The 18,506-nt window shown below is 49.6% G+C and carries 17 protein-coding genes; 9 read left to right on the forward strand and 8 right to left on the reverse strand.

All coding sequences use genetic code 11. The features are described 5' to 3' along the window. Positions 1–27 precede the first annotated feature (27 nt). From thiC to LFE_RS08455, 3 genes are all read left to right on the forward strand, one after another. Positions 28–1,422 (forward strand): phosphomethylpyrimidine synthase ThiC, encoded by a 1,395-nt coding sequence (gene thiC, locus LFE_RS08445; protein WP_014449803.1) that lies wholly within the window; start codon positions 28–30, stop codon positions 1,420–1,422. A 126-nt stretch (positions 1,423–1,548) separates the two neighbouring features. Continuing rightward, a complete protein-coding gene (locus LFE_RS08450) occupies positions 1,549–2,244 on the forward strand; it encodes a vitamin B12 dependent-methionine synthase activation domain-containing protein (RefSeq protein WP_014449804.1) in 696 nt (231 codons plus the stop codon). Further along, complete coding sequence (locus tag LFE_RS08455) at positions 2,241–4,727, forward strand: homocysteine S-methyltransferase family protein (RefSeq protein WP_014449805.1); 2,487 nt, start codon at positions 2,241–2,243, stop codon at positions 4,725–4,727. The genes LFE_RS08450 and LFE_RS08455 overlap by 4 nt, the downstream gene beginning before the upstream one ends. On the opposite strand, the gene LFE_RS08460 is transcribed toward LFE_RS08455, so the two are convergent. The 4 genes from LFE_RS08460 to LFE_RS08475 form a co-directional block, all read right to left on the reverse strand. Then, on the reverse strand, positions 4,680–5,480 hold the full coding sequence (locus LFE_RS08460) for an MBL fold metallo-hydrolase (RefSeq protein ID WP_014449806.1): 801 nt from the start codon (positions 5,478–5,480) through the stop codon (positions 4,680–4,682). The genes LFE_RS08455 and LFE_RS08460 overlap by 48 nt on opposite strands. A gap of 34 nt (positions 5,481–5,514) precedes the next feature. Continuing rightward, positions 5,515–6,069 (reverse strand): peptidylprolyl isomerase, encoded by a 555-nt coding sequence (locus LFE_RS08465; RefSeq protein WP_014449807.1) that lies wholly within the window; start codon positions 6,067–6,069, stop codon positions 5,515–5,517. Positions 6,070–6,194: 125 nt separating this feature from the next. Beyond that, positions 6,195–7,997: a translational GTPase TypA gene (gene typA, locus LFE_RS08470; protein ID WP_014449808.1), complete on the reverse strand. Its 1,803-nt coding sequence runs from the start codon at positions 7,995–7,997 to the stop codon at positions 6,195–6,197. A gap of 197 nt (positions 7,998–8,194) precedes the next feature. Next, positions 8,195–9,469, reverse strand: coding sequence for a class I SAM-dependent rRNA methyltransferase (locus tag LFE_RS08475; protein ID WP_158310261.1), 1,275 nt, complete (start codon positions 9,467–9,469; stop codon positions 8,195–8,197). A 159-nt stretch (positions 9,470–9,628) separates the two neighbouring features. Here LFE_RS08475 and LFE_RS08480 point away from each other — a divergent pair, with 159 nt between their 5' ends. Next, on the forward strand, positions 9,629–10,222 hold the full coding sequence (locus tag LFE_RS08480; RefSeq protein WP_014449810.1) for a hypothetical protein: 594 nt from the start codon (positions 9,629–9,631) through the stop codon (positions 10,220–10,222). Here LFE_RS08480 and recO read toward each other — a convergent pair. Further along, positions 10,185–10,991: a DNA repair protein RecO gene (gene recO, locus LFE_RS13180; RefSeq protein ID WP_014449811.1), complete on the reverse strand. Its 807-nt coding sequence runs from the start codon at positions 10,989–10,991 to the stop codon at positions 10,185–10,187. The genes LFE_RS08480 and recO overlap by 38 nt on opposite strands. 40 nt (positions 10,992–11,031) lie before the next feature. Further along, a complete protein-coding gene (gene era / locus LFE_RS08490; RefSeq protein WP_014449812.1) occupies positions 11,032–11,985 on the reverse strand; it encodes a GTPase Era in 954 nt (317 codons plus the stop codon). Positions 11,986–12,247: 262 nt separating this feature from the next. On the opposite strand from era, the gene LFE_RS08495 reads away from it, so the two are divergent. The 4 genes from LFE_RS08495 (at position 12,248) to LFE_RS08510 (ending at position 16,551) form a co-directional block, all read left to right on the forward strand. Continuing rightward, positions 12,248–13,024, forward strand: coding sequence for an SDR family NAD(P)-dependent oxidoreductase (locus LFE_RS08495; RefSeq protein WP_014449813.1), 777 nt, complete (start codon positions 12,248–12,250; stop codon positions 13,022–13,024). Positions 13,025–13,121: 97 nt separating this feature from the next. Continuing rightward, positions 13,122–14,594 (forward strand): mannose-1-phosphate guanylyltransferase/mannose-6-phosphate isomerase, encoded by a 1,473-nt coding sequence (locus tag LFE_RS08500; protein ID WP_014449814.1) that lies wholly within the window; start codon positions 13,122–13,124, stop codon positions 14,592–14,594. Then, positions 14,588–16,009: a phosphomannomutase/phosphoglucomutase gene (locus tag LFE_RS08505; RefSeq protein WP_014449815.1), complete on the forward strand. Its 1,422-nt coding sequence runs from the start codon at positions 14,588–14,590 to the stop codon at positions 16,007–16,009. Before LFE_RS08500 ends, LFE_RS08505 begins: the two co-directional genes overlap by 7 nt. 71 nt (positions 16,010–16,080) lie before the next feature. Continuing rightward, positions 16,081–16,551 (forward strand): hypothetical protein, encoded by a 471-nt coding sequence (locus LFE_RS08510; protein WP_014449816.1) that lies wholly within the window; start codon positions 16,081–16,083, stop codon positions 16,549–16,551. A gap of 23 nt (positions 16,552–16,574) precedes the next feature. Here the strand turns inward: LFE_RS08510 and LFE_RS08515 are convergent, their stop codons facing one another. Both LFE_RS08515 and LFE_RS08520 read right to left on the reverse strand, forming a co-directional pair. Further along, positions 16,575–17,060 (reverse strand): RrF2 family transcriptional regulator, encoded by a 486-nt coding sequence (locus LFE_RS08515; RefSeq protein ID WP_014449817.1) that lies wholly within the window; start codon positions 17,058–17,060, stop codon positions 16,575–16,577. Between the two features lie 67 nt (positions 17,061–17,127). Next, positions 17,128–17,805, reverse strand: coding sequence for a Crp/Fnr family transcriptional regulator (locus tag LFE_RS08520; RefSeq protein WP_014449818.1), 678 nt, complete (start codon positions 17,803–17,805; stop codon positions 17,128–17,130). A gap of 123 nt (positions 17,806–17,928) precedes the next feature. Here LFE_RS08520 and LFE_RS08525 point away from each other — a divergent pair, with 123 nt between their 5' ends. Continuing rightward, positions 17,929–18,501, forward strand: coding sequence for a hypothetical protein (locus LFE_RS08525; RefSeq protein ID WP_014449819.1), 573 nt, complete (start codon positions 17,929–17,931; stop codon positions 18,499–18,501). The last annotated feature ends 5 nt before the right edge of the window (positions 18,502–18,506 follow it).

Here is an 18,506-nt window from a genome sequence, read left to right on the forward strand (position 1 = left end):
ATAGTCGGAAACGGGAGGCAGAGAAACATGAGACACGATTGGATAAAAAATCGCTCGGGGGTCGTAACCCAGATGCATTATGCTCGCAAAGGGGTTATCACAGAAGAGATGGCCTACGTTGCAGAAGTCGAAAAGCTTGCCCCGGAACTGATACGATCTGAAGTGGCCAGAGGAAGAATGATCATCCCCGCCAATATAAAACATCCGGAACTTGTACCGATGGCAGTTGGCATCGCAGCTTCATGCAAGATCAATGCGAACATTGGAAACTCCGCAGTTGTTCCCGACATACAAAATGAACTCGACAAGCTGAAAGTCTGTATCAAATACGGCGCGGACACCGCCATGGACCTTTCTACCGGCCCCAAGATTCCGGAGATCCGCGAGGCAATCATCCGTAGATCCCCCATTCCTATCGGAACAGTGCCGATATACGAAGCCATCCAGAACGTTGGAGACCCTCTTGACCTGTCGCCCGAAGACCTCTTGGATGTGATTCGCTCCCAGGCAGAACAGGGAGTGGACTACATGACAGTCCATTGCGGGATCCTCCGGGAGTTCATTCCCCTGACCACCAAAAGGATCACCGGGATTGTCAGCCGGGGTGGAGCTTTGATGGCCCAATGGATGAACCATCATAAAAGAGAAAACCCTCTCTATACCCATTTTGATGAACTCCTCGAAATTTGCCGCAAGTATGACGTATCCCTGTCTCTTGGCGATGGCCTGAGACCTGGCTGTCTGGCCGATGCATCGGATGAAGCCCAGTTTGCCGAACTCAAGGTTCTTGGAGAATTGACCAAGCGTGCATGGGAAGCAGATGTTCAGGTCATGATCGAAGGGCCGGGACATGTTCCTTTTGACCAGATCGCAATGAACGTGGAAAAGCAGCAGGTACTTTGTCATGAAGCACCGTTTTATGTGCTTGGACCTCTTGTAACCGATATTGCACCAGGGTACGACCATATTACCTCCGCCATCGGAGCGACTGCCGCCGGAACAGCTGGCGCGGCACTTCTTTGCTACGTCACCCCCAAAGAGCATCTGGGTCTTCCTGACCTTGAGGATGTCAGAAACGGTATCATTGCCTACAAGATCGCGGCACACGCATCGGATATCGCACGCCATCGTCCGGGGGCCAGGGATCGCGACGACTCTCTCTCCAAAGCACGTTACGCATTCGACTGGAATACCCAATTTGAACTTTCGCTGGATCCTGACAGGGCCAGAAGCATGCACGATGAAACACTTCCGCATGAAGTCTTCAAGACGGCTGAGTTCTGTTCGATGTGCGGACCAAAATTCTGTTCAATGCACATCAACGAAGAATTGAGAAAAGAGGCTGGGGCATCAACGCTTCTGGATCCCCGGACAGCCCCTTCTGCAACGATCACCATGGAAGTGGCAAACGCTGAACGATAAAAGATATCATTTCTGATCGAACCAAGATCTCGGAAGTGAAGGGAATCACAATTTGGTCTTGACCGGCTCCTTTCTGTTCGTCTTTTCAGCAGGAGGAGCCGGTTTTCATTTTTTGGAGGCAAAAAGATGCCAAGCATGAGGCTTGGGGCTCCGGTATTTTTCAACAATATTCCTTTTCAGATTGAGGAACGCCAGATCCTCCGGGAAATGAGAATACCCAAAAAGTCTTTCCTCAAGGATCTCGATGAGCCGGGACTGGCAGCCCAAATCAAAAAGGCAATCGATGAAGGATACCGACTGATCCACGGAATGGGAGTTTTCAGGACGCTTTCCCTGACCGGAATCGAAGATAAAAAAGTTCTTGCCCGGGAAACAAGCACATTGTTTGTTGGCGAAAAGATGGTTAAACTGCTTAAAAACTGCGACTATGCAACGCTTCTTGTCGCAACGATCGGCCCCCAGGTTGAAAATCGGGTCGATGAACTTGCCTCCAGCGAACCGGCTTATTCCTACTTTTTGGAGCGGGTGGGCGCATGGATGGCCGATTACATGGGAATCATCATTGATCACGCCATTGAAAAAGAAATTATTCGGTTCGGATACAAGAAAACATTCCGCTTTGGCGTTGGTTATGGAGATTGGCCACTTTCCACCCAGACTGAGGTCATGGAACTGACCCAAGCCAATAAAATCGGAATTTCCCTGAACGAATCCTTCATCATGTCACCCCGACTTTCCGTTTCGGCAGTTATTGGATGGGAAAGAATCATTGAGGGACAAAAACTGGCCAATGAGCCGGAAAGCGAGAACGAAGAACAGTGAAGCCCCTGCTTGAACGCTTGAAATATGAAGTTCTGCTCCTGGATGGATCCATGGGAGCTCTCCTCCAATCCCGGGGACTTCCCGCAGGATACGCGCCCGATCTCTGGAACATTGAAAAGCCCCAAGAGATTCAGGCCGTCCACACCGAATACGTCAATGCCGGCTCAGACATCATTTTGACCAATACCTTTGGAGCCTCAAGACTCAGGCTTTCTGAGTACAACGCACAGGATCGCATCAGGGAGATCAATTTTCAGGCGGTCGATCTGGCCCAAAGGGCCTCAAGAGGAAAAGCCTACGTTGCCGGAGACATCGGACCATCCGGGACGACCATTGCTCCCTTTGGAGATCTTCCTTTTGATGATGCCATAGCGATCTTTTACGAGCAGGCAAAGCTCCTTCTGGAAGCGGGCGCCGATCTCATCGCCATAGAGACAATGTTTGACATTCAGGAAATGAGAGCAGCCCTTATCGGTGTTCGGGAAGCAACCAATGGTCGAATTCCCCTCATGGCCCTCATGACATTCAATATGGACGGAATTACCGACTCCGGCTCTGACCCAGAAACAGCCGCCAGTGTTCTGGAAGGCTTTGGCGTCGACATCATGGGTCTAAACTGCTCCGTTGGTCCTGAAGCCATGGTTCCCGTTGTCTCAAGGCTTGGACAAACGACCGACACCTTCATCGCCGTTGAACCCAATGCGGGACTTCCTGTACACCGGAACGGAGAAACACTCTATCTGACCGGAGCTGAAGAAGTTGCCAAATTTGCTCCCTCATTTGTCGAAGCCGGTGCCAATATCATTGGCGGTTGCTGTGGGACAACGCCAGAATACATAAGGATCCTGGCCAAAACGGTCAAGGGAGCCTCTCCCATCTCTAGACCAACGCCCTCCCTTCTCAAGATCTCTTCCAGAACCAGCATGACCCTGATCGGAGATGGGGTTCCCTTTCTCATTGTTGGAGAAAAAATCAACCCCACCGGTAAAAAGATCTTTTCAGAGGCCATCGCAAATGGTCAAGTCGACCTGATCGTTGCGGAAGCCAGAAAAGAGGCCGAGGCAGGAGCCGGGGCACTTGACGTCAATGTTGGGGTACCGCTCGTCAATGAAGCGGAGATGATGGCAAAAGCCATCACCGCCATTCAGAATGTCGTCTCTTTACCACTGGTCATTGACTCATCGTATGCATCTGCCCTTGAATCCGGCCTGAAACTTTACCCCGGAAGGGCTCTGGTCAACTCCGTTAATGCAGAGGATGAAAGACTTGAAGAAGTTTTGCCCCTGATCCGGAAATACGGAGCAGCCGTTATTGCCCTCGTCTCTGGAGACAATATCCCTGAAACAGCGGCCGAACGCATGAAAAATGCTGAAAAGATCCTTCGGAGAGCGGAAGAACTAGGACTCAAACCCCGGGATCTGATCTTTGACACACTCGCATTAACTGTCAGTGCAGTCCAGGAGGCCGCAAAACAAACACTTGATACGATTACCCTTATCAAGAAGGAACTTCGACTTCCGACCATATTGGGCCTTTCCAACGTCTCCTTTGGTCTTCCAGCCAGAAAGATTGTCCATAACAATTTTCTCTCCATGGCGATCGGCGCGGGTCTAGATGCAGCGATTTGTGACCCGTACGACCAGGTACTTCATCAGACCATTGCCGCATCATCGCTCTTCGCAAGGCGCGATCCCGACTGCCGGATCTACCTGAACAAGGCAGCCGCCTGGACACCTGCCCAGGGTAACCATCCCGCGTCAAAGGAGGCTGCGCCCAAAACGACATCTGAAGCGATTCGACAGGCTATTCTCGAAGGAGAAAGAGATGGGATCGCGGCTCTTTGTCAAAAAGGGCTTGACGAAGGTCTTTCGGCTTTTACAATCTTTCTGGACATCATGACCCCAGCAATACGCCACCTCGGAGATCTTTTTGGTCAAAGAGTCAAATTCATACCGCATCTGATCGCTGGAGCAGACGCCATGAAAAAAGGCGTTGAAGTCCTCCAGCCACATCTGGAAGCGGATGGTCCGGTCGAACCCAAGGGTTGTGTGGTGTTTGCAACAGTCAAGGGAGACATTCACGATATCGGAAAAAACATCTGTATCCTGATGCTTAGAAACTTCGGGTTCTCTGTCATTGACCTTGGCCGGAATGTTCCCCTTGACGATATCCTCGCTGCGGCTGAAAAACATCAGGCGCAAATCATTGCACTGAGTGCATTGATGACCACCACCATGATGCAGATGAAAACCGCTATTGAAACCATTCGGGAGAAAAATCTTCCCTACAAGGTCATGGTCGGTGGAGCGGTCGTCACGCCCAAGTTTTCAACAGAAATCAAAGCGGACGGTTATGGAAAAGATGTCGGGGATGTCGTTCCATTGGCAGAAAAACTGATCAGTGCCTTTTCCGGACTGGATGTTCCCGTCGCCTCATCAGGCTCCGGTAGTGATTCTGAGGCCATCGTAGGCCGCAAAAACTGATGGTGGCAGCATTTTCGATAACTCATCATGCTCGATTGAGTGGGAGAGATGTGTAATATAGGCTCTGCGCGGCTTTAAACGATCGACCAGTTCAAGTGCCTCATGAATTCCAAAATGGGATTCATGAGGTTCATACTTCACCGCACCGACAATCAATGTTTCAACTCCATACAATGCTTCCCATGATTCATCCGGTATTCCCTTGCAATCGGTCAGGTAGACCAGATCGTTGATCCTTACGGCATGATTCATCACGGGTCCATGATAAACCGGAAATGAGATGACCTTCATTCCCAGAATATCGATCGGACCGGAGATTTCATGAGGAATCAGTTTTGGCCTTGACAGCCCTCCCCTGTTTGCCTCGGAAAAAGCATAAGGAAACATCATCTGTACGCGAGAGAGTGTGTAAGCATCCGCATAGACAGGGATCTCTCTCTTCTGGATGTAATTGAACACTCTTAACTCATCCAATCCCAGAACATGGTCAGCATGAGGATGAGTAAAGATGACTCCGTCAATGGCAACGATTCCATTTTTCAGGGATTGATACCGGAGGTCAGGAGCAGTGTCGATCAGGAGGTTTTTTCCGGAATGATGCACAATGATGGAAGATCGTGTCCGGTGATTTTTTTTATTGGAAGAAAGGCAGACAGGACAGGAACAACCGATAACAGGAACACCCGAAGAAGCTCCCGTACCCAAAAAAAGAACATCCACAGCATCCGCTCCGGGAAAGATATGATCACTCATCTCAGACCCGGAGGGAAGGGAGGACTTTTGTGAATCAGGGAACGACGGTAAAGATGCGGACATGGTTGATGACCACAGGCGTTACCGGGCGATCTCTTCGATCGGTCGGAACAAGAGAAATGGCATCAGCAACATCTTGTCCGGAAACCACCTCTCCAAAGATCGTATAATTTCCGGCCAACCAAGGAGCGGGAGCCACAGTAATGAAGAACTGGCTACCGTTTGTATTCGGTCCGGCATTCGCCATCGCAAGGACGCCTTTTTTGGTAAAATCCCTAGTCGGATCAATTTCATCATTGAACTGATAACCTGGACCACCCATTCCATTCCCCAGGGGGTCTCCACCCTGAATCATGAAATTCTTGATCACACGGTGAAAAATCAAACCATCATAGAAATTGCGCTTGACCATTTCCCTGGATTGCGGATCAAGAAACTCTTTTTTCCCGGTTGCCAGACCAACAAAGTTTTCAACCGCATGGGGAGCAGACTGCTTCAGCAACAAACAGGTTATTTTCCCCATCGACGTATCAAATTCGGCATATTCACCAGGAGCCAATGATGATCCTGATGCCTGTGCATTTTCCATTCCAGCTCCAGTCATGAATAAAATCCCCGTTAATAAAATCAAGCCCCAGGATCCGAGTCTGCTCCATGATAAAAACGAACTTGCCACTTCAGAGAACACTCCCCGGCTTGTCAGATTTGATCCATTCATTTTTTTCCTGCCCTTTTCCGATCGTTTTCAGAAAGTAGCTTCTTCCGAATTCTGAGATTTTCCGGTGTAACTTCCAGAATCTCATCCTCTTCAAGAAACTCGAGTGTCTGCTCAAGGCTCATCAGACGCGGTGGCGTTAAAACAATGGCTTCCTCCGCATTCGAAGACCGAATATTGTTGAGGTGTTTCTTCTTGCAGGGATTCACAGCAAGATCCGTCGGACGGGAATGCGCACCAATAACCATCCCTTCATAAACCTTCACTCCGGGATTCAGGAACAATACACCACGTTCCTGAACATTGACCATGGCGTAGGCTACGGTCTCCCCTTGTTCCATGGAAATCAGTGCTCCGTTAACCCGGCCGGGAATCTCTCCCTTGAAGTCACCATAGCCATGAAATGTATGTGTCAAAAGGCCAGTTCCCCTGGTATCGGAAAGGAACTCACTTCTGTACCCGAGGAGTCCTCTTGCGGGGATCAGGAATTCAAGGCGAACGTGACCACCTCTCTGGGGGGCCATGTTCAGCATCTCCCCTTTCCGTGGGCCGAGCTTTTCCATGACGGTTCCGACATATTCTTCCGCAACATCAATGACGAGATACTCGTAGGGCTCTTGCTTTGATGCTCCTTCGCCCTTGAAAAGAACTTTTGGCCTGGAGACCTGGAACTCGTAGCCTTCCCGTCTCATGGTTTCGATCAGGATCCCAAGGTGAAGCTCACCGCGACCGGATACCTTGAAGGAATCGGGGCTGTCTGTCTCTTCCACCCGAAGCGCCACATTCGACCGGATCTCCTTGAAAAGACGGTCCCTGAGATTTCGGGAGGTCACAAACTTCCCTTCCTGACCGGCAAGAGGAGAATTGTTCACCAAAAATTCCATGGAAATGGTCGGCTCGCCAATCTCGATGGGGGGGAGCTCACCAACTGTGGTCAAGTCAGAGAGGATATCGCCAATCCGCAGATCCGGGAAAGCCGCAACCAGAATGATATCTCCGGCCCTTGCAGAAGGAACCTCAACTTTTTTCAATCCCTCAAAGGACATGATCTTCTTGACCTTACCGCGCTCGATGATTTCACCATTCACAACGCGACCGATTGTTTCAGCATTTGTGACTTTTCCACGGATGACGCGTCCAAGAGCACACTGTCCGATATAGGAGTCATACTCAAGGCTGGTCACCTGCATCAGAAACGGTCCGTTGACATCAACAGCAGGAGGAGGTGTGAAATTGATGATGGTCTCAAAAAGGGGAATCAGATTCTCGGATGGAGTGGAAAGATCCATCGTCGCATAGCCCTTCTTGGCCGATGCATAGACTACCGGAAAGTCCATCTGCTCATCGGTGGCACCGAGCTCGACAAAAAGACTAAAGACATCATTCAATGCTTCAACAGGTCTCGCGTCCGGGCGGTCGATCTTGTTCAGGACTACAATCGGCTTCAACCCCATTGAAAGGGCCTTGTTCAGCACGAATCTCGTCTGTGGCATGGGGCCATCGTATGCGTCAACCACAAGGAGAACCCCGTCCACCATTGTCATTGTCCGTTCCACTTCACCGGAGAAGTCCGCATGGCCAGGAGTATCGACAATGTTAATCTTATAGTCGCCATAGTGAACGGATGTGTTCTTTGCAAGAATAGTGATTCCCCGCTCTTTTTCAAGGGCGTTTGAATCCATTACTCGCTCTTCAACAACCTCGTTCTCCCGAAAAACATGCCCTTGCTGGAGAAGTTTGTCCACAAGAGTCGTTTTTCCATGGTCAACATGGGCGATAATCGCGATATTCCTTGAGTGCAAGAGATTTTCTGGTGAGGCTGATGGTACCGATGACGAAAGAGATGATGGGGTTTCCATAATGGAGAAGATCCTCGCAATTTTTAAGTCAGTTTAATCGTTTCAAATCGCTTTATTCTAGACAAAAAGAAGACTGAAGTCAACGTCTATTAAATCAATTCCTTATGAAACAATATTTTTTAAATCATGACATCCATCTTCTAGGAAATCACAAATGCCAGACATTTCAGATATTCCAGCTCTCCCATTGCGGGCACAATCGGGTGATCCGGACCAGATCCTCCTTTGTAAACAAGTTTCCCCGAGCGTCTCTTTTTCTTTAACAGGCTTCGTACAATCCCCAGCAGTTCATCTCCTTCCAAAAGGGCCGAACAGGAACACGTCACCAGAATTCCGCCCGGGCGAACAAGATCTATGGCTAGCTGGTTCGCTGCGTAATACCCTCTTACACCCTCTTCCTTTTTTTTGCGACTCTTGATGAAGGCTGGAGGGTCCATAACCACTGCATCGTATTTTTTCCCGGATCTGATGGACTCTTCAGCCCATTCAAAAAAATCCTGTTTGATCACGGTACTGCTCACATTCGAAAAGGCGGACAGATTTTCACGGTAACATTCGAGTGCCGAGAAAGAAGTATCCACACCGGTCACATGATCCGCTCCCTGGGAGGCGGCCGCCATCGACCAGGAGCCAACATGGCAAAAGGCATCAAGAACATCACTGTGTCTAAAAAAATGGGAGATGGAATCGATATTGCGCCGCTGATCCAGAAAAAGACCTGTCTTCTGTCCTTCCCTAAAAGGAAACCTCACAGCCATATCCCTTATACGAACAGACAGCACCAGGGGGATCTCTCCTTCGATCAGATCATCCCCGATCGGAAGACCCTCAATGGATCTTGAATGAACAGAGCGGTCCACCCTGATTCCTCGCGGAGAGAATCGATTCTGGAGAACTGCGAGGATTTCCGGCAAGTAGGCTTCCATTGCCAGAGTGGTTACCTGCACAACCAGAAAATCATCATACCGGTCTACAATCAGCCCCGGCAGGAAGTCTCCTTCGGAATGAACAACTCGATACAGTGTCCCCTGACAAAGTTGATTCCGCAGAGAAATGGCCTGATCAATCGTCTTTTCCAGATAAGATGGGAATCCATTCCATTCCTGGCAAAAGGGGTCAAGAAGGCGAGCCGCAATCAGTGTCTGTGGATTATAGATCGCCCGGCCCAGAAACCTTCCCTGCTGAGATTCGACCGAAACAAACAACGGAATCTCCTGAGAACGCTTCTCCAAGATTGCGACCTCGTTTGAGAAGACCCATAAATGGCCGGATAGAAGTCTTCTTTCTTCACCCTTTTTAAGGATCAGGCGCCCCTCATGCTCTCCCCGATCCTTGATAACAACAGAATCCATAGCGATATTGCTCCCCATATGCAGATTGTCCAGAAAAACAGAAAATAGCATTGTACAAGCCATTACCATTTTTCACAAAACTCACAAAACAAAGTAGATCCATTCAAAAAACTTCCTCAGATCAAGAGCCCTCTTCCACTTGGAGGAAATCTCGGGTATTGTCCATAGGGTTGTCGAAATGCATTTCAACCCATTTTTCACACGTTAACAAAAAAGGATTCCATGAGAACGCAATTCCGACTGATAACAATCAACTTGATCATGGTTGTCATTGCATTATTCTTTTATTTTCAAAAGAACGCCTCTGCATTCGATCTTCAGCTTATGGGGGACATGACCGCCGCAGTCAAAAGTCCTCTCGACAACCAGACCGCCATCGCAGGTGGAGGAACTGTCCGGCTTGCTTGGGAATATGCTCCGGACTGGAATATAACCCTGACCGGTAGTGCCTATTTTTTCCCGACATCAACTCCAGGAGGAGTGAATCCGATGACCTATGCCCCAACTTCAGGGGGAATGGTTTCAATTATTCCGGTAACAGTTGGTGTCCAACATATTTTCGCTCGCTTCGTCAGAAAAAAATATGACTTTTACGGTGTTCTCGATGGTGGAGGCGCACTCGAATACAATTTTGGCGTCGGACACTCGGCACCAGAACCATTTGTGGACGGAGGATTGGGATTCGGAACAAAAGAGTTTTTCATCGAAGAGCGGGCAGAATCCATGCTGAATGCCTTTGGATCGATCCCAAACTCTCCTTCAGGGCCACTGCTTCTTTTCACAACATCGATAGGTGTTCATTTCTTCCAATTTTGACCGATAATGGAGCTTTCCCCAAAAAGGGGAGAGTTTGAGAAAAGGTCCAATGGTGCACATGCCAGGAAATCAACTGATCGACCAGTTCCAATAGATGTCCCTCCTGATGATCTGAGAGCACCACCCGTTCTGAACCTTGCAGGTCTTCGCCTGAAAATCTCTCCAGGATTCTCAGTATGTCTGCCTGACAGACAGGTTCCCGGCTTTTTTCACCATCCATCCTGCTGCAGTCACGACACCTCACCCGTCCGCTTTCAGGATCAAACCGCACTTTTCCAAGCAAAATATCCAAACCACAACCATGACAGACAGGAGCCAATGGTCCGAAACCCAACACCCTGAGCATCCTTGCGGAAAAGCGAATCCAAAGCAAAGCATGCCGCTCCCGCTCCTTATCCAGAAGACACAGATAATGGAGGAAAAGCTCAAAAAGGGCAGGTTCCTGAACATGAGGGGGCAGAAGGGAAAGAATCGCCCGAACCGGCAAACCTGCCCAAAGAAGTTTGTCGTAATCATTGCGAATACCTGAAAATGGATCGATCACATTGGCTTTATGAAGGCGAAAAAGGCTGTCGGGGGTATGATGCCTCCCCAATAGGGCAGAAAAGGTCAGAGGAGACAACGCAGAGCCGAACCGGTTCCCCGTTGCGTTTGCACCTCTCGCAAAACCGGTGAGGAGGCCTTCTTCCAGAGAAAAAAAGGTCACGACCCTGTCGTCATCGCCATAACGGACAGACCGAAGGATGAGAGCATATCGTTCAAACGCCAAGAACCCCCTCCATCCCCCGGAAAAAGGTGATCAAAAAAATTTACTCCCCGATATAACCAAGTTCCCTCAGGATTCTGGGGTTGTCCCGCCAAGCCGGTTCAACCTTGACAAGCATCCTTAAAAAAACTTTTCCACCGACAAGACGCTCGATCTCAAGCCGTGCCTTTTCACTCACCTCCCGGATTCTCTCACCACCACTTCCGATCATGATGGCCTTTTGGGAGTCCCTCTCGACAATGATCACACCCCGGATCGTCGTAATTCCCCTGGGGCCTTCCGGTTCGATATACTCCTCGATCATCACGGCACTTTGATGAGGAACCTCCTCCCTGAGACTCCAGAAAATCTTTTCCTGAATCAGCTCGCGAACAAGCTGCCTGACTGTCTGGTTCGTATAGAGTTCAGGATCAAAAAGGTTTTCCCCTTCAGGAAGATGGCGGAACACAACGTCCAGAAAGCGGTCAAGGTTCTTGCTTTTAGCGCCGGACACAGGAATGATTTCTGCGGGAAGTCCCCATGATTCAATCTCAAGGAGTTTGGGAATCATCCCATGACCTCCTGTCTTGTCCATTTTGGTTGCCGCAATCAGGAGGGGACGACCATCAAGGATCGGCAGAAGCAGATCCCTCATTCTCGCAATATCATCTCGCGATGGCATCGGGTCAAGGCTGATCACCCATACGATCACATGCGCCCCGAGAAGAGCTTCTCTGGACATGTCAATCATGAGATGGTTGAAGGCATGGGAAAGCCGATGAATCCCCGGGGTGTCCAGAAAAACGATCTGCCCTCTCGGCTCGGTCAGGATTCCCCGAATCAGCGTGCGGGTCGTCTGGGGAATCGGGGAGATGGCCGACACCTTTTCACCAACGAGCGCATTGACAAGTGTAGACTTGCCGGCATTCGGCAATCCAACCATTGCCACCAGACCACATTTATAGGGGTCGGAAGAACCTCCATCCGAACCCAGATCATCAATATCGATTTCTCTCACACTAGACCTCCAGGAAACAGTTAGTCACGATCCATCACATCTGTGGACTGCCCACAGGGACGAACCATACGAAGCAATCCATTCTACCATGTATCGGGACTGTATCAAAAACAGACATTCCATCCTGGCACGGATTCTGTTAAAAACAGACTTTCCAGTCTGGAATTATTTCCGGACATAAATGATCCCGCAAACAGATTCCAAGGGCATTCTTGCGGGAATTTCTTGAAGAACCATTTTCCAACCGATAAATGAGGATAGAATGGCAGGGATATTCATCACAGGAGCAACATCCGGGCTGGGATGGGCGTTGGCCATTGAAGCCGTCAAAGAAGGACTTCCGATCGGAATCATCGGTCGACGACGGGAGAGGCTCGACATTCTTTCCAAGCTTCTGGACGAAAAGGGAGCGGCTGTTTTTCGGGCAGAAGCTGATGTAACGGACAAATCCCAAATCGAAAGGATCGCGAAAGACTTCATATCCATCCAAGGAGCACCGGATCTGTTGATTGCCAATGCCGGGGTCCGGGGGACATCACAAGACTTTCCCGGGTCAAATGATTTGGCAATGGAGACCAATTATTTCGGAACCATCAATACCATACTGCCGTTTATCCCTGCCATGGTCGAAAGAGGACAAGGCCATATTCTTGTCATATCCAGTCTCGCCTCAAAACTGTCTCTGCCGGGCTCGGGAACATACTGCGCATCCAAGGCGGCCATTGACCGATGGGCCGGCTCCGAAAGATTCCATCTCTCGCCTTTGGGTGTTTTTTTGACCATTGTTTCTCCCGGGTTCATCCAGACGGAGATGACAAGAGACAACCCTTACCCGATGCCGTTCATTATGAGTGCATCCAGAGCGGCCGAAATCATTTTCCGGGAGATTCATTCCAAAAAAGGAACCAGGAAAGAAATTCGCTTTCCCTTTGCACTATCTGCCGCCATTACCTTGTTGAACATGCTTCCGTCCCCTTTTCAAGAAAGGATTTTAAACAGAAAACAGACACGCCACCACTACCGTCGAGCATCTCATTGAAAGTCCAATCAAAATAATCCACTTGCCCTTCAAATGGCATAATGATAAAAATTGGAAGCTCTTTTCCTCTCACTAACATTCTCAGGAGACCAGACACATGTGGCATGGCATCATTATGGCGGGCGGCTCGGGAACACGCTTTTGGCCTTTAAGCCGTGAACTTTATCCTAAGCAGTTCCTCTCCCTCGTCGGCGAAAAAAGCCTTCTCCATGGCACGGTCAACCGCCTCCTTCCCCTGTTCCCCCAGGAACAGGTCTGGATCATGGTCGGAACAAAACACGAATCCGAAACCAAGCGGACACTCTCAAGTCTTCCCAAAGGCTCTTCAGGACAGCTCTCTCCCCGGATATTTGTGGAACCCCAATCCAAAAACACTCTCCCCCCTCTCGCCCTTGCCTCTGCTTTTATAAAAAAGATGGATCCCGAGGGAGTCTTGTGCGTAATGGCAAGCGATCATCTGATTTCCCCTGAAGAAAAGTTTCTTGCCCTCATGAAGCAGGCATGCCTGACTGTCGAACAAAATGACGTCATCCTGACGTTTGGGATTCCTCCCAAACGCCCGGAAACAGGCTTCGGGTATATCGAAAAAGGATCCCCCGTAGACACCGGAAAATTCGGGCAGGCCCCTTGTTTTCATGTCACCAAGTTTGTCGAGAAACCGTCCAGGCCTGTCGCCGAAGCGTTTTTCAAGGATAAAACCCACCTCTGGAACAGTGGCATGTTTGTGTTCAGGGCCACCGTTTTTCTCGAAGAGATCCGGAAATACCAGCCCAAACTCCATTCCCTCGTCGAGGCACTCGAGGTGACCATCGGAACACCCTCCGAAGAGCAGGCGATCAGGGACTTCTATACACAGGCCCCCAACATCTCCGTCGACTATGGGATCATGGAACACTCAACCTGCGTCTGGACAATGGCCAGCGAAATTGACTGGAAAGATGTCGGCAGTTTCAATGCCCTGGACGAAATTTCTGATCATGACGAAAAAGGCAATGTGCTCAGGGGAAACGTCATCGCGATCGATAGCGAGGATTCCATCATTTTCGGAGACAAGCGGGTCATCGCGACCATTGGCATTAAAAATCTCGTGATCGTGGATACCGACGATGCCACCCTCATATCCACAAAGGACGACCTGCAGAAAGTCCGGGAAGTTGTTTCCGAACTCAAGGGGAAAAAGCGCGTCGAGGCACTAGAGCACAGGACCACACATCGCCCCTGGGGCCACTACACCATCATTGATCAGGGCCCCCACTACAAAATCAAGAGGGTCACGGTCAATCCGGATGCCAGGCTTTCACTCCAGATGCACCTTCATCGCTCCGAGCACTGGGTTGTGACTTCGGGAACTGCCCGGGTCACCCTTGACGACCAGGAGGTCTATCTCCACGTGAACCAGAGCATTGATATTCCCAAAACCGCCAGACACAGGATTTACAACCCCGGCAAGGTTCCTCTGGTCATCATTGAAGTCCAGAACGGAGAGTATCTGGAAGAAGACGATATCATCCGCTTTCAGGACGACTACAACCGAATCAAGTCGGTCAACCCCCAGGGAGAGTCATGCTGAAAAACCTTCCATCCCGCATCTTCCGGGAATACGATATCCGAGGTGTGGCAGAAACCGAATTGACAGACGAAATCATCGACGCGATCGGAACGGCCTATGGGCAGATGGTCCTTGAGTGCGGGGGGAAAACAATCTCCATCGGTCGTGACGTCAGGGTAAGCTCCGAAAGGATCCTGAAAAGCTTTTCAGAGGCCATTACCCGACTGGGAATTCATATCCTCGACATTGGCATCGTCCCGACCCCGCTTCTCTATTTTTCCCTTTTCCATCTTCCGGTTGATGGAGGCGTCATGATCACGGCAAGCCACAACCCTCCACAGGATAACGGCCTGAAGCTTGCCATCGGCCAGGAGACGATTCATGGATCTCGCATCATGGAAATCAGGGAGAGAATAGAACGCCCATCAGCACCACCTTCCGTCGAAAAGAAAGGTCTCATCCGCCCGGTACCTGTCAGAAATAGCTATATCAGTGAAATCCGTGAAAGGACATCCCCCTTGCCGGCCTTCATGGGAAGACCTATTCGCGCCGTTATCGACTGCGGAAATGGAACGGGAGGACTTGTTGCAAGAGATCTGTACAACGCTCTTGGTGTCAGGACAGAGCTCCTTTTTGAACGGCCCGACGGAAACTTCCCCAACCATCATCCCGATCCAAGCGTTCCGGAAAATCTTGAAACCCTGATAGCGGAGGTCATCAAACAAAAAGCGGATATAGGCATTGCTTTTGACGGGGATTCCGATCGTATCGGGGTCGTTACCGGAAAAGGGGAGATTCTCTACGGTGACCAGTTGATGGTCCTTTTCTCCGAACAAGTCCTCAAACGCAACCCTGGAGCGATGATCATCTCGGAAGTCAAGGCATCGAAGGTCCTTTATGATGAGATCGCCCGAATGGGAGGAAAGCCGCTCATGTGGAAAGCGGGACACTCCGTGATCAAGGCCAAAATGAAGGAAGAAGGAGCTCCACTCGCGGGAGAGATGAGCGGACATATTTTCTTCAAGGATGGCTACTTTGGCTTTGACGATGCCTTGTACGCCGGTGTCCGGATTCTTCAGTTCATGGTGGAGAAGCAGAAATCACTAAGCGAGCTTCTGTCCGGGATTCCCAAGACAGCAAACACTCCTGAACTTCGGATGGATTGTCCGGACGCACTGAAGTTCAAGCTGGTCGATACCTTGAAATCTCTGTTGAGGGATTCAGGCTCTTCTTTTGTGGATATTGATGGAGTCAGGGTTGAATACCCCGATGGCTGGGGACTGGTCAGGGCGAGTAACACCCAACCCGCACTCGTGTTAAGATTCGAGGGACCAACCGTCGAAAGAAGAGATGAAATCCGAAACAACATCGAATCCATGCTTCAAAAAGCAAAAGAGCTCATGGTGGGAGAGAATCCGGCCATAAATACATTTTGATCCGGAAAAAATAACACGGGCAAATACAACGTGGAAAGGAGTGCGCACCCCCAGACAGAAGGGAGTGTGCGGTGACGATCATGAAAAAAAGACTCTCTCTTCTGGCTGCATTTTTTATTTTGTTAACAGGACCATCACTCCTTCAGGCAAAATCACCCGAACCTCTTTCCCTCAGGATTTTAAACCACCATGACCACGACAAGATTCATGGAAATACCATCCGGCTAGTTCTCATGCCATCACCCTCTCCCGATCACCACCACCCCATACACCTCCATGCCTACGTCAATGGACGAATGGCAACCATGATCACGATCAATTCACCCAAAAAGGTGATCACATTGCACCACCTTCCAAAGGGAAAAGATGTGATTTCCTTTGTTCAGGCCAATCCAATGACACACAAAGAAATGGATAATGATATGGCTGGAATGGATATGAGCGATGAGGATATGGGAGATATGGGTGGCGGAAATCAAAAGACCAAAGGGAAGAACGTCGACAAGTCCGCTCTCCAAACCCTTACCGTTCTTGTCCAGTAAGGTGCAACAGCTCCAGGAAGACCTTATCCACCGGCTGGAAGTGACTTCAAGGCCGTGGACCGCTTGGGAACATCGGGCTTGATATTTAAAAGTGGTTGCAACTGGACATGGTTCTTCGACACTTCCCCGATGGTATAAGAGTCGAGCTCTTCCATAAACTTCTTCATCGCATTGGACAAAACCCCTTTCAGGTAGCAGGCCGAATCGATCGGGCACTTCCCGGGAACGCCATCGAGACATTCGACAAGATAAAAATCCGGCTCGCACATTCGGACAACTTCGCCAAGCGTAATCTTGTCTGTTGCCTCATTATGATACAGACCTCCCTGTCGACCTCTGATGGAGTGTACAAGCCCCTTTGCAGCAAGATTCTGGACGACTTTCATCAAGTGGTTTTTCGATATTCCATAACTTCTGGCGATCTCGGAGATGTTTGAGCGTCTTCCGGGGTTTGCAGACAGGTATAAAAGAACACGAAGGGAATAATCGGTATATTGCGTCAATTGCATGTGCCACTCCTGATTGCCTTACTTAAGGGATCCAGACCAACCTGTTTCTGTGAAACGACAGGATACCCTAGTCCTTTTCGTTTTCCCAAGTTTCAAACGTCATCTTCATAAAATAATCTGGAGAGAGGACCAGAACTCTCCCCCGTTCAGATAAATCGAGAATCCCTTCCTTTTCCCACAGCCTGGTCAGGCGAATAGTGCTTTCCACACTCGTTCCTGCCATCAACGACAGGCTTTTTCGGGTGACTTGAAGCTCAACCGGGCCATGGCCTTTCAAAATTGGGTCTATCTCGCGATTTTTCTTGCATAACGATACGATGACCCTGGCAAGCCGAATCTTGACCGGTTCGGGGGAAATCAAAAGACGCGACTGAAGCTCCTGAATACGAATTCCAATTTCCCTGAAAAACCCTCTCCGAAACGATCGGTCCAAAACCAGGGCGTTACGAACCTTCTCTCCGCTAAACGCTTCCAGAATAGCGGGCCTCTCCGCTCGGGCCGTGGCGGGATAAGGAAACTCGCCCAAAACAGCAAAACCTCCCAAAAATTCACCTGCTTCCAGTCTCTCTGTAATAAAAGGGTTACCGAAGGGACTTTCTTTCAGCATCACGATACATCCCTGTCGAACAAGATAGAGGTAATCGGCAGAATCCCCCTGATGAAAAAGAATACCATCTTTTCTGAGAACCACGCGTCTGTCCGGCGAATTCTGATTAAACCAGTCCATAACGGAAATGTCTTCCAAACCCATCCTCCAAAAACGCAAAGGGATCTCTGTCGATATGACGTCTATCATACTCCCCGGGAAACGGACTGGGGAGAATGACAGAATACAGGTGTTTCATATTTGGATAATAAGGAGGCTAATATGGAAACTTCACCTGAAAACATACCCGGTGCCCCTCCTGTCAGAACTCTTTCCCAAGTCAGACAGGCTGCGGCCATTTGTCCTTTCTGCATTTTGGGAATAGCCCTGATTTTCTGGGCCAAGCCTTCATCTGGGGCCACTGTTACGGGTCTCGCCCTATGGACCGTTATCATGCAGGGTTTTTCGGCAATTTTTCTGGTTCTCCTCTTCAGAGCTGCAAAAGCTGTCGGCGACACTCTTGAGGAAAGAAAAGTCGTCCAGAAAATCCCATTATCTGAGAGGGATCTATTGGATAAAGCCTATCGATTGGGACGCTACGCACCAATCGATACAAAACCCCATCCGGAACACCTGCCAGACTGGATAGAGCATAACGAAACTATTCTCAAATCAGTCATGGCAACCTTCGAGGAAAGACACATCATCTCCCCGACGGTCAAGGAGAAAGTGCGAGAGAGATTCCACAAGGGTGTTTCCGAATTGATCGCTTCCCAACCCGATGGAGGGAATTCTTTTGCCGTATCCAAAAGTGAAGTCCAAAACATGATCGACCGGCTCTTTTCCAAAATATAACGCCG

Source organism: Leptospirillum ferrooxidans C2-3 (genome assembly GCF_000284315.1).
In the GTDB taxonomy this organism is placed as follows: Bacteria; Nitrospirota; Leptospirillia; order Leptospirillales; family Leptospirillaceae; genus Leptospirillum; species Leptospirillum ferrooxidans.

Coding starts and splice junctions, on each gene's coding strand:
- thiC (WP_014449803.1), top strand. CDS start 28: ATGAGACACGATTGGATAAAAAATCGCTCGGGGGTCGTAACCCAGATG.
- LFE_RS08450 (WP_014449804.1), top strand. CDS start 1,549: ATGCCAAGCATGAGGCTTGGGGCTCCGGTATTTTTCAACAATATTCCT.
- LFE_RS08460 (WP_014449806.1), bottom strand. CDS start 5,480: ATGAGTGATCATATCTTTCCCGGAGCGGATGCTGTGGATGTTCTTTTT.
- LFE_RS08465 (WP_014449807.1), bottom strand. CDS start 6,069: ATGGAAAATGCACAGGCATCAGGATCATCATTGGCTCCTGGTGAATAT.
- LFE_RS08475 (WP_158310261.1), bottom strand. CDS start 9,469: ATGGCTTGTACAATGCTATTTTCTGTTTTTCTGGACAATCTGCATATG.
- LFE_RS08480 (WP_014449810.1), top strand. CDS start 9,629: ATGAGAACGCAATTCCGACTGATAACAATCAACTTGATCATGGTTGTC.
- LFE_RS08495 (WP_014449813.1), top strand. CDS start 12,248: ATGGCAGGGATATTCATCACAGGAGCAACATCCGGGCTGGGATGGGCG.
- LFE_RS08500 (WP_014449814.1), top strand. CDS start 13,122: ATGTGGCATGGCATCATTATGGCGGGCGGCTCGGGAACACGCTTTTGG.
- LFE_RS08505 (WP_014449815.1), top strand. CDS start 14,588: ATGCTGAAAAACCTTCCATCCCGCATCTTCCGGGAATACGATATCCGA.
- LFE_RS08515 (WP_014449817.1), bottom strand. CDS start 17,060: ATGCAATTGACGCAATATACCGATTATTCCCTTCGTGTTCTTTTATAC.
- LFE_RS08525 (WP_014449819.1), top strand. CDS start 17,929: ATGGAAACTTCACCTGAAAACATACCCGGTGCCCCTCCTGTCAGAACT.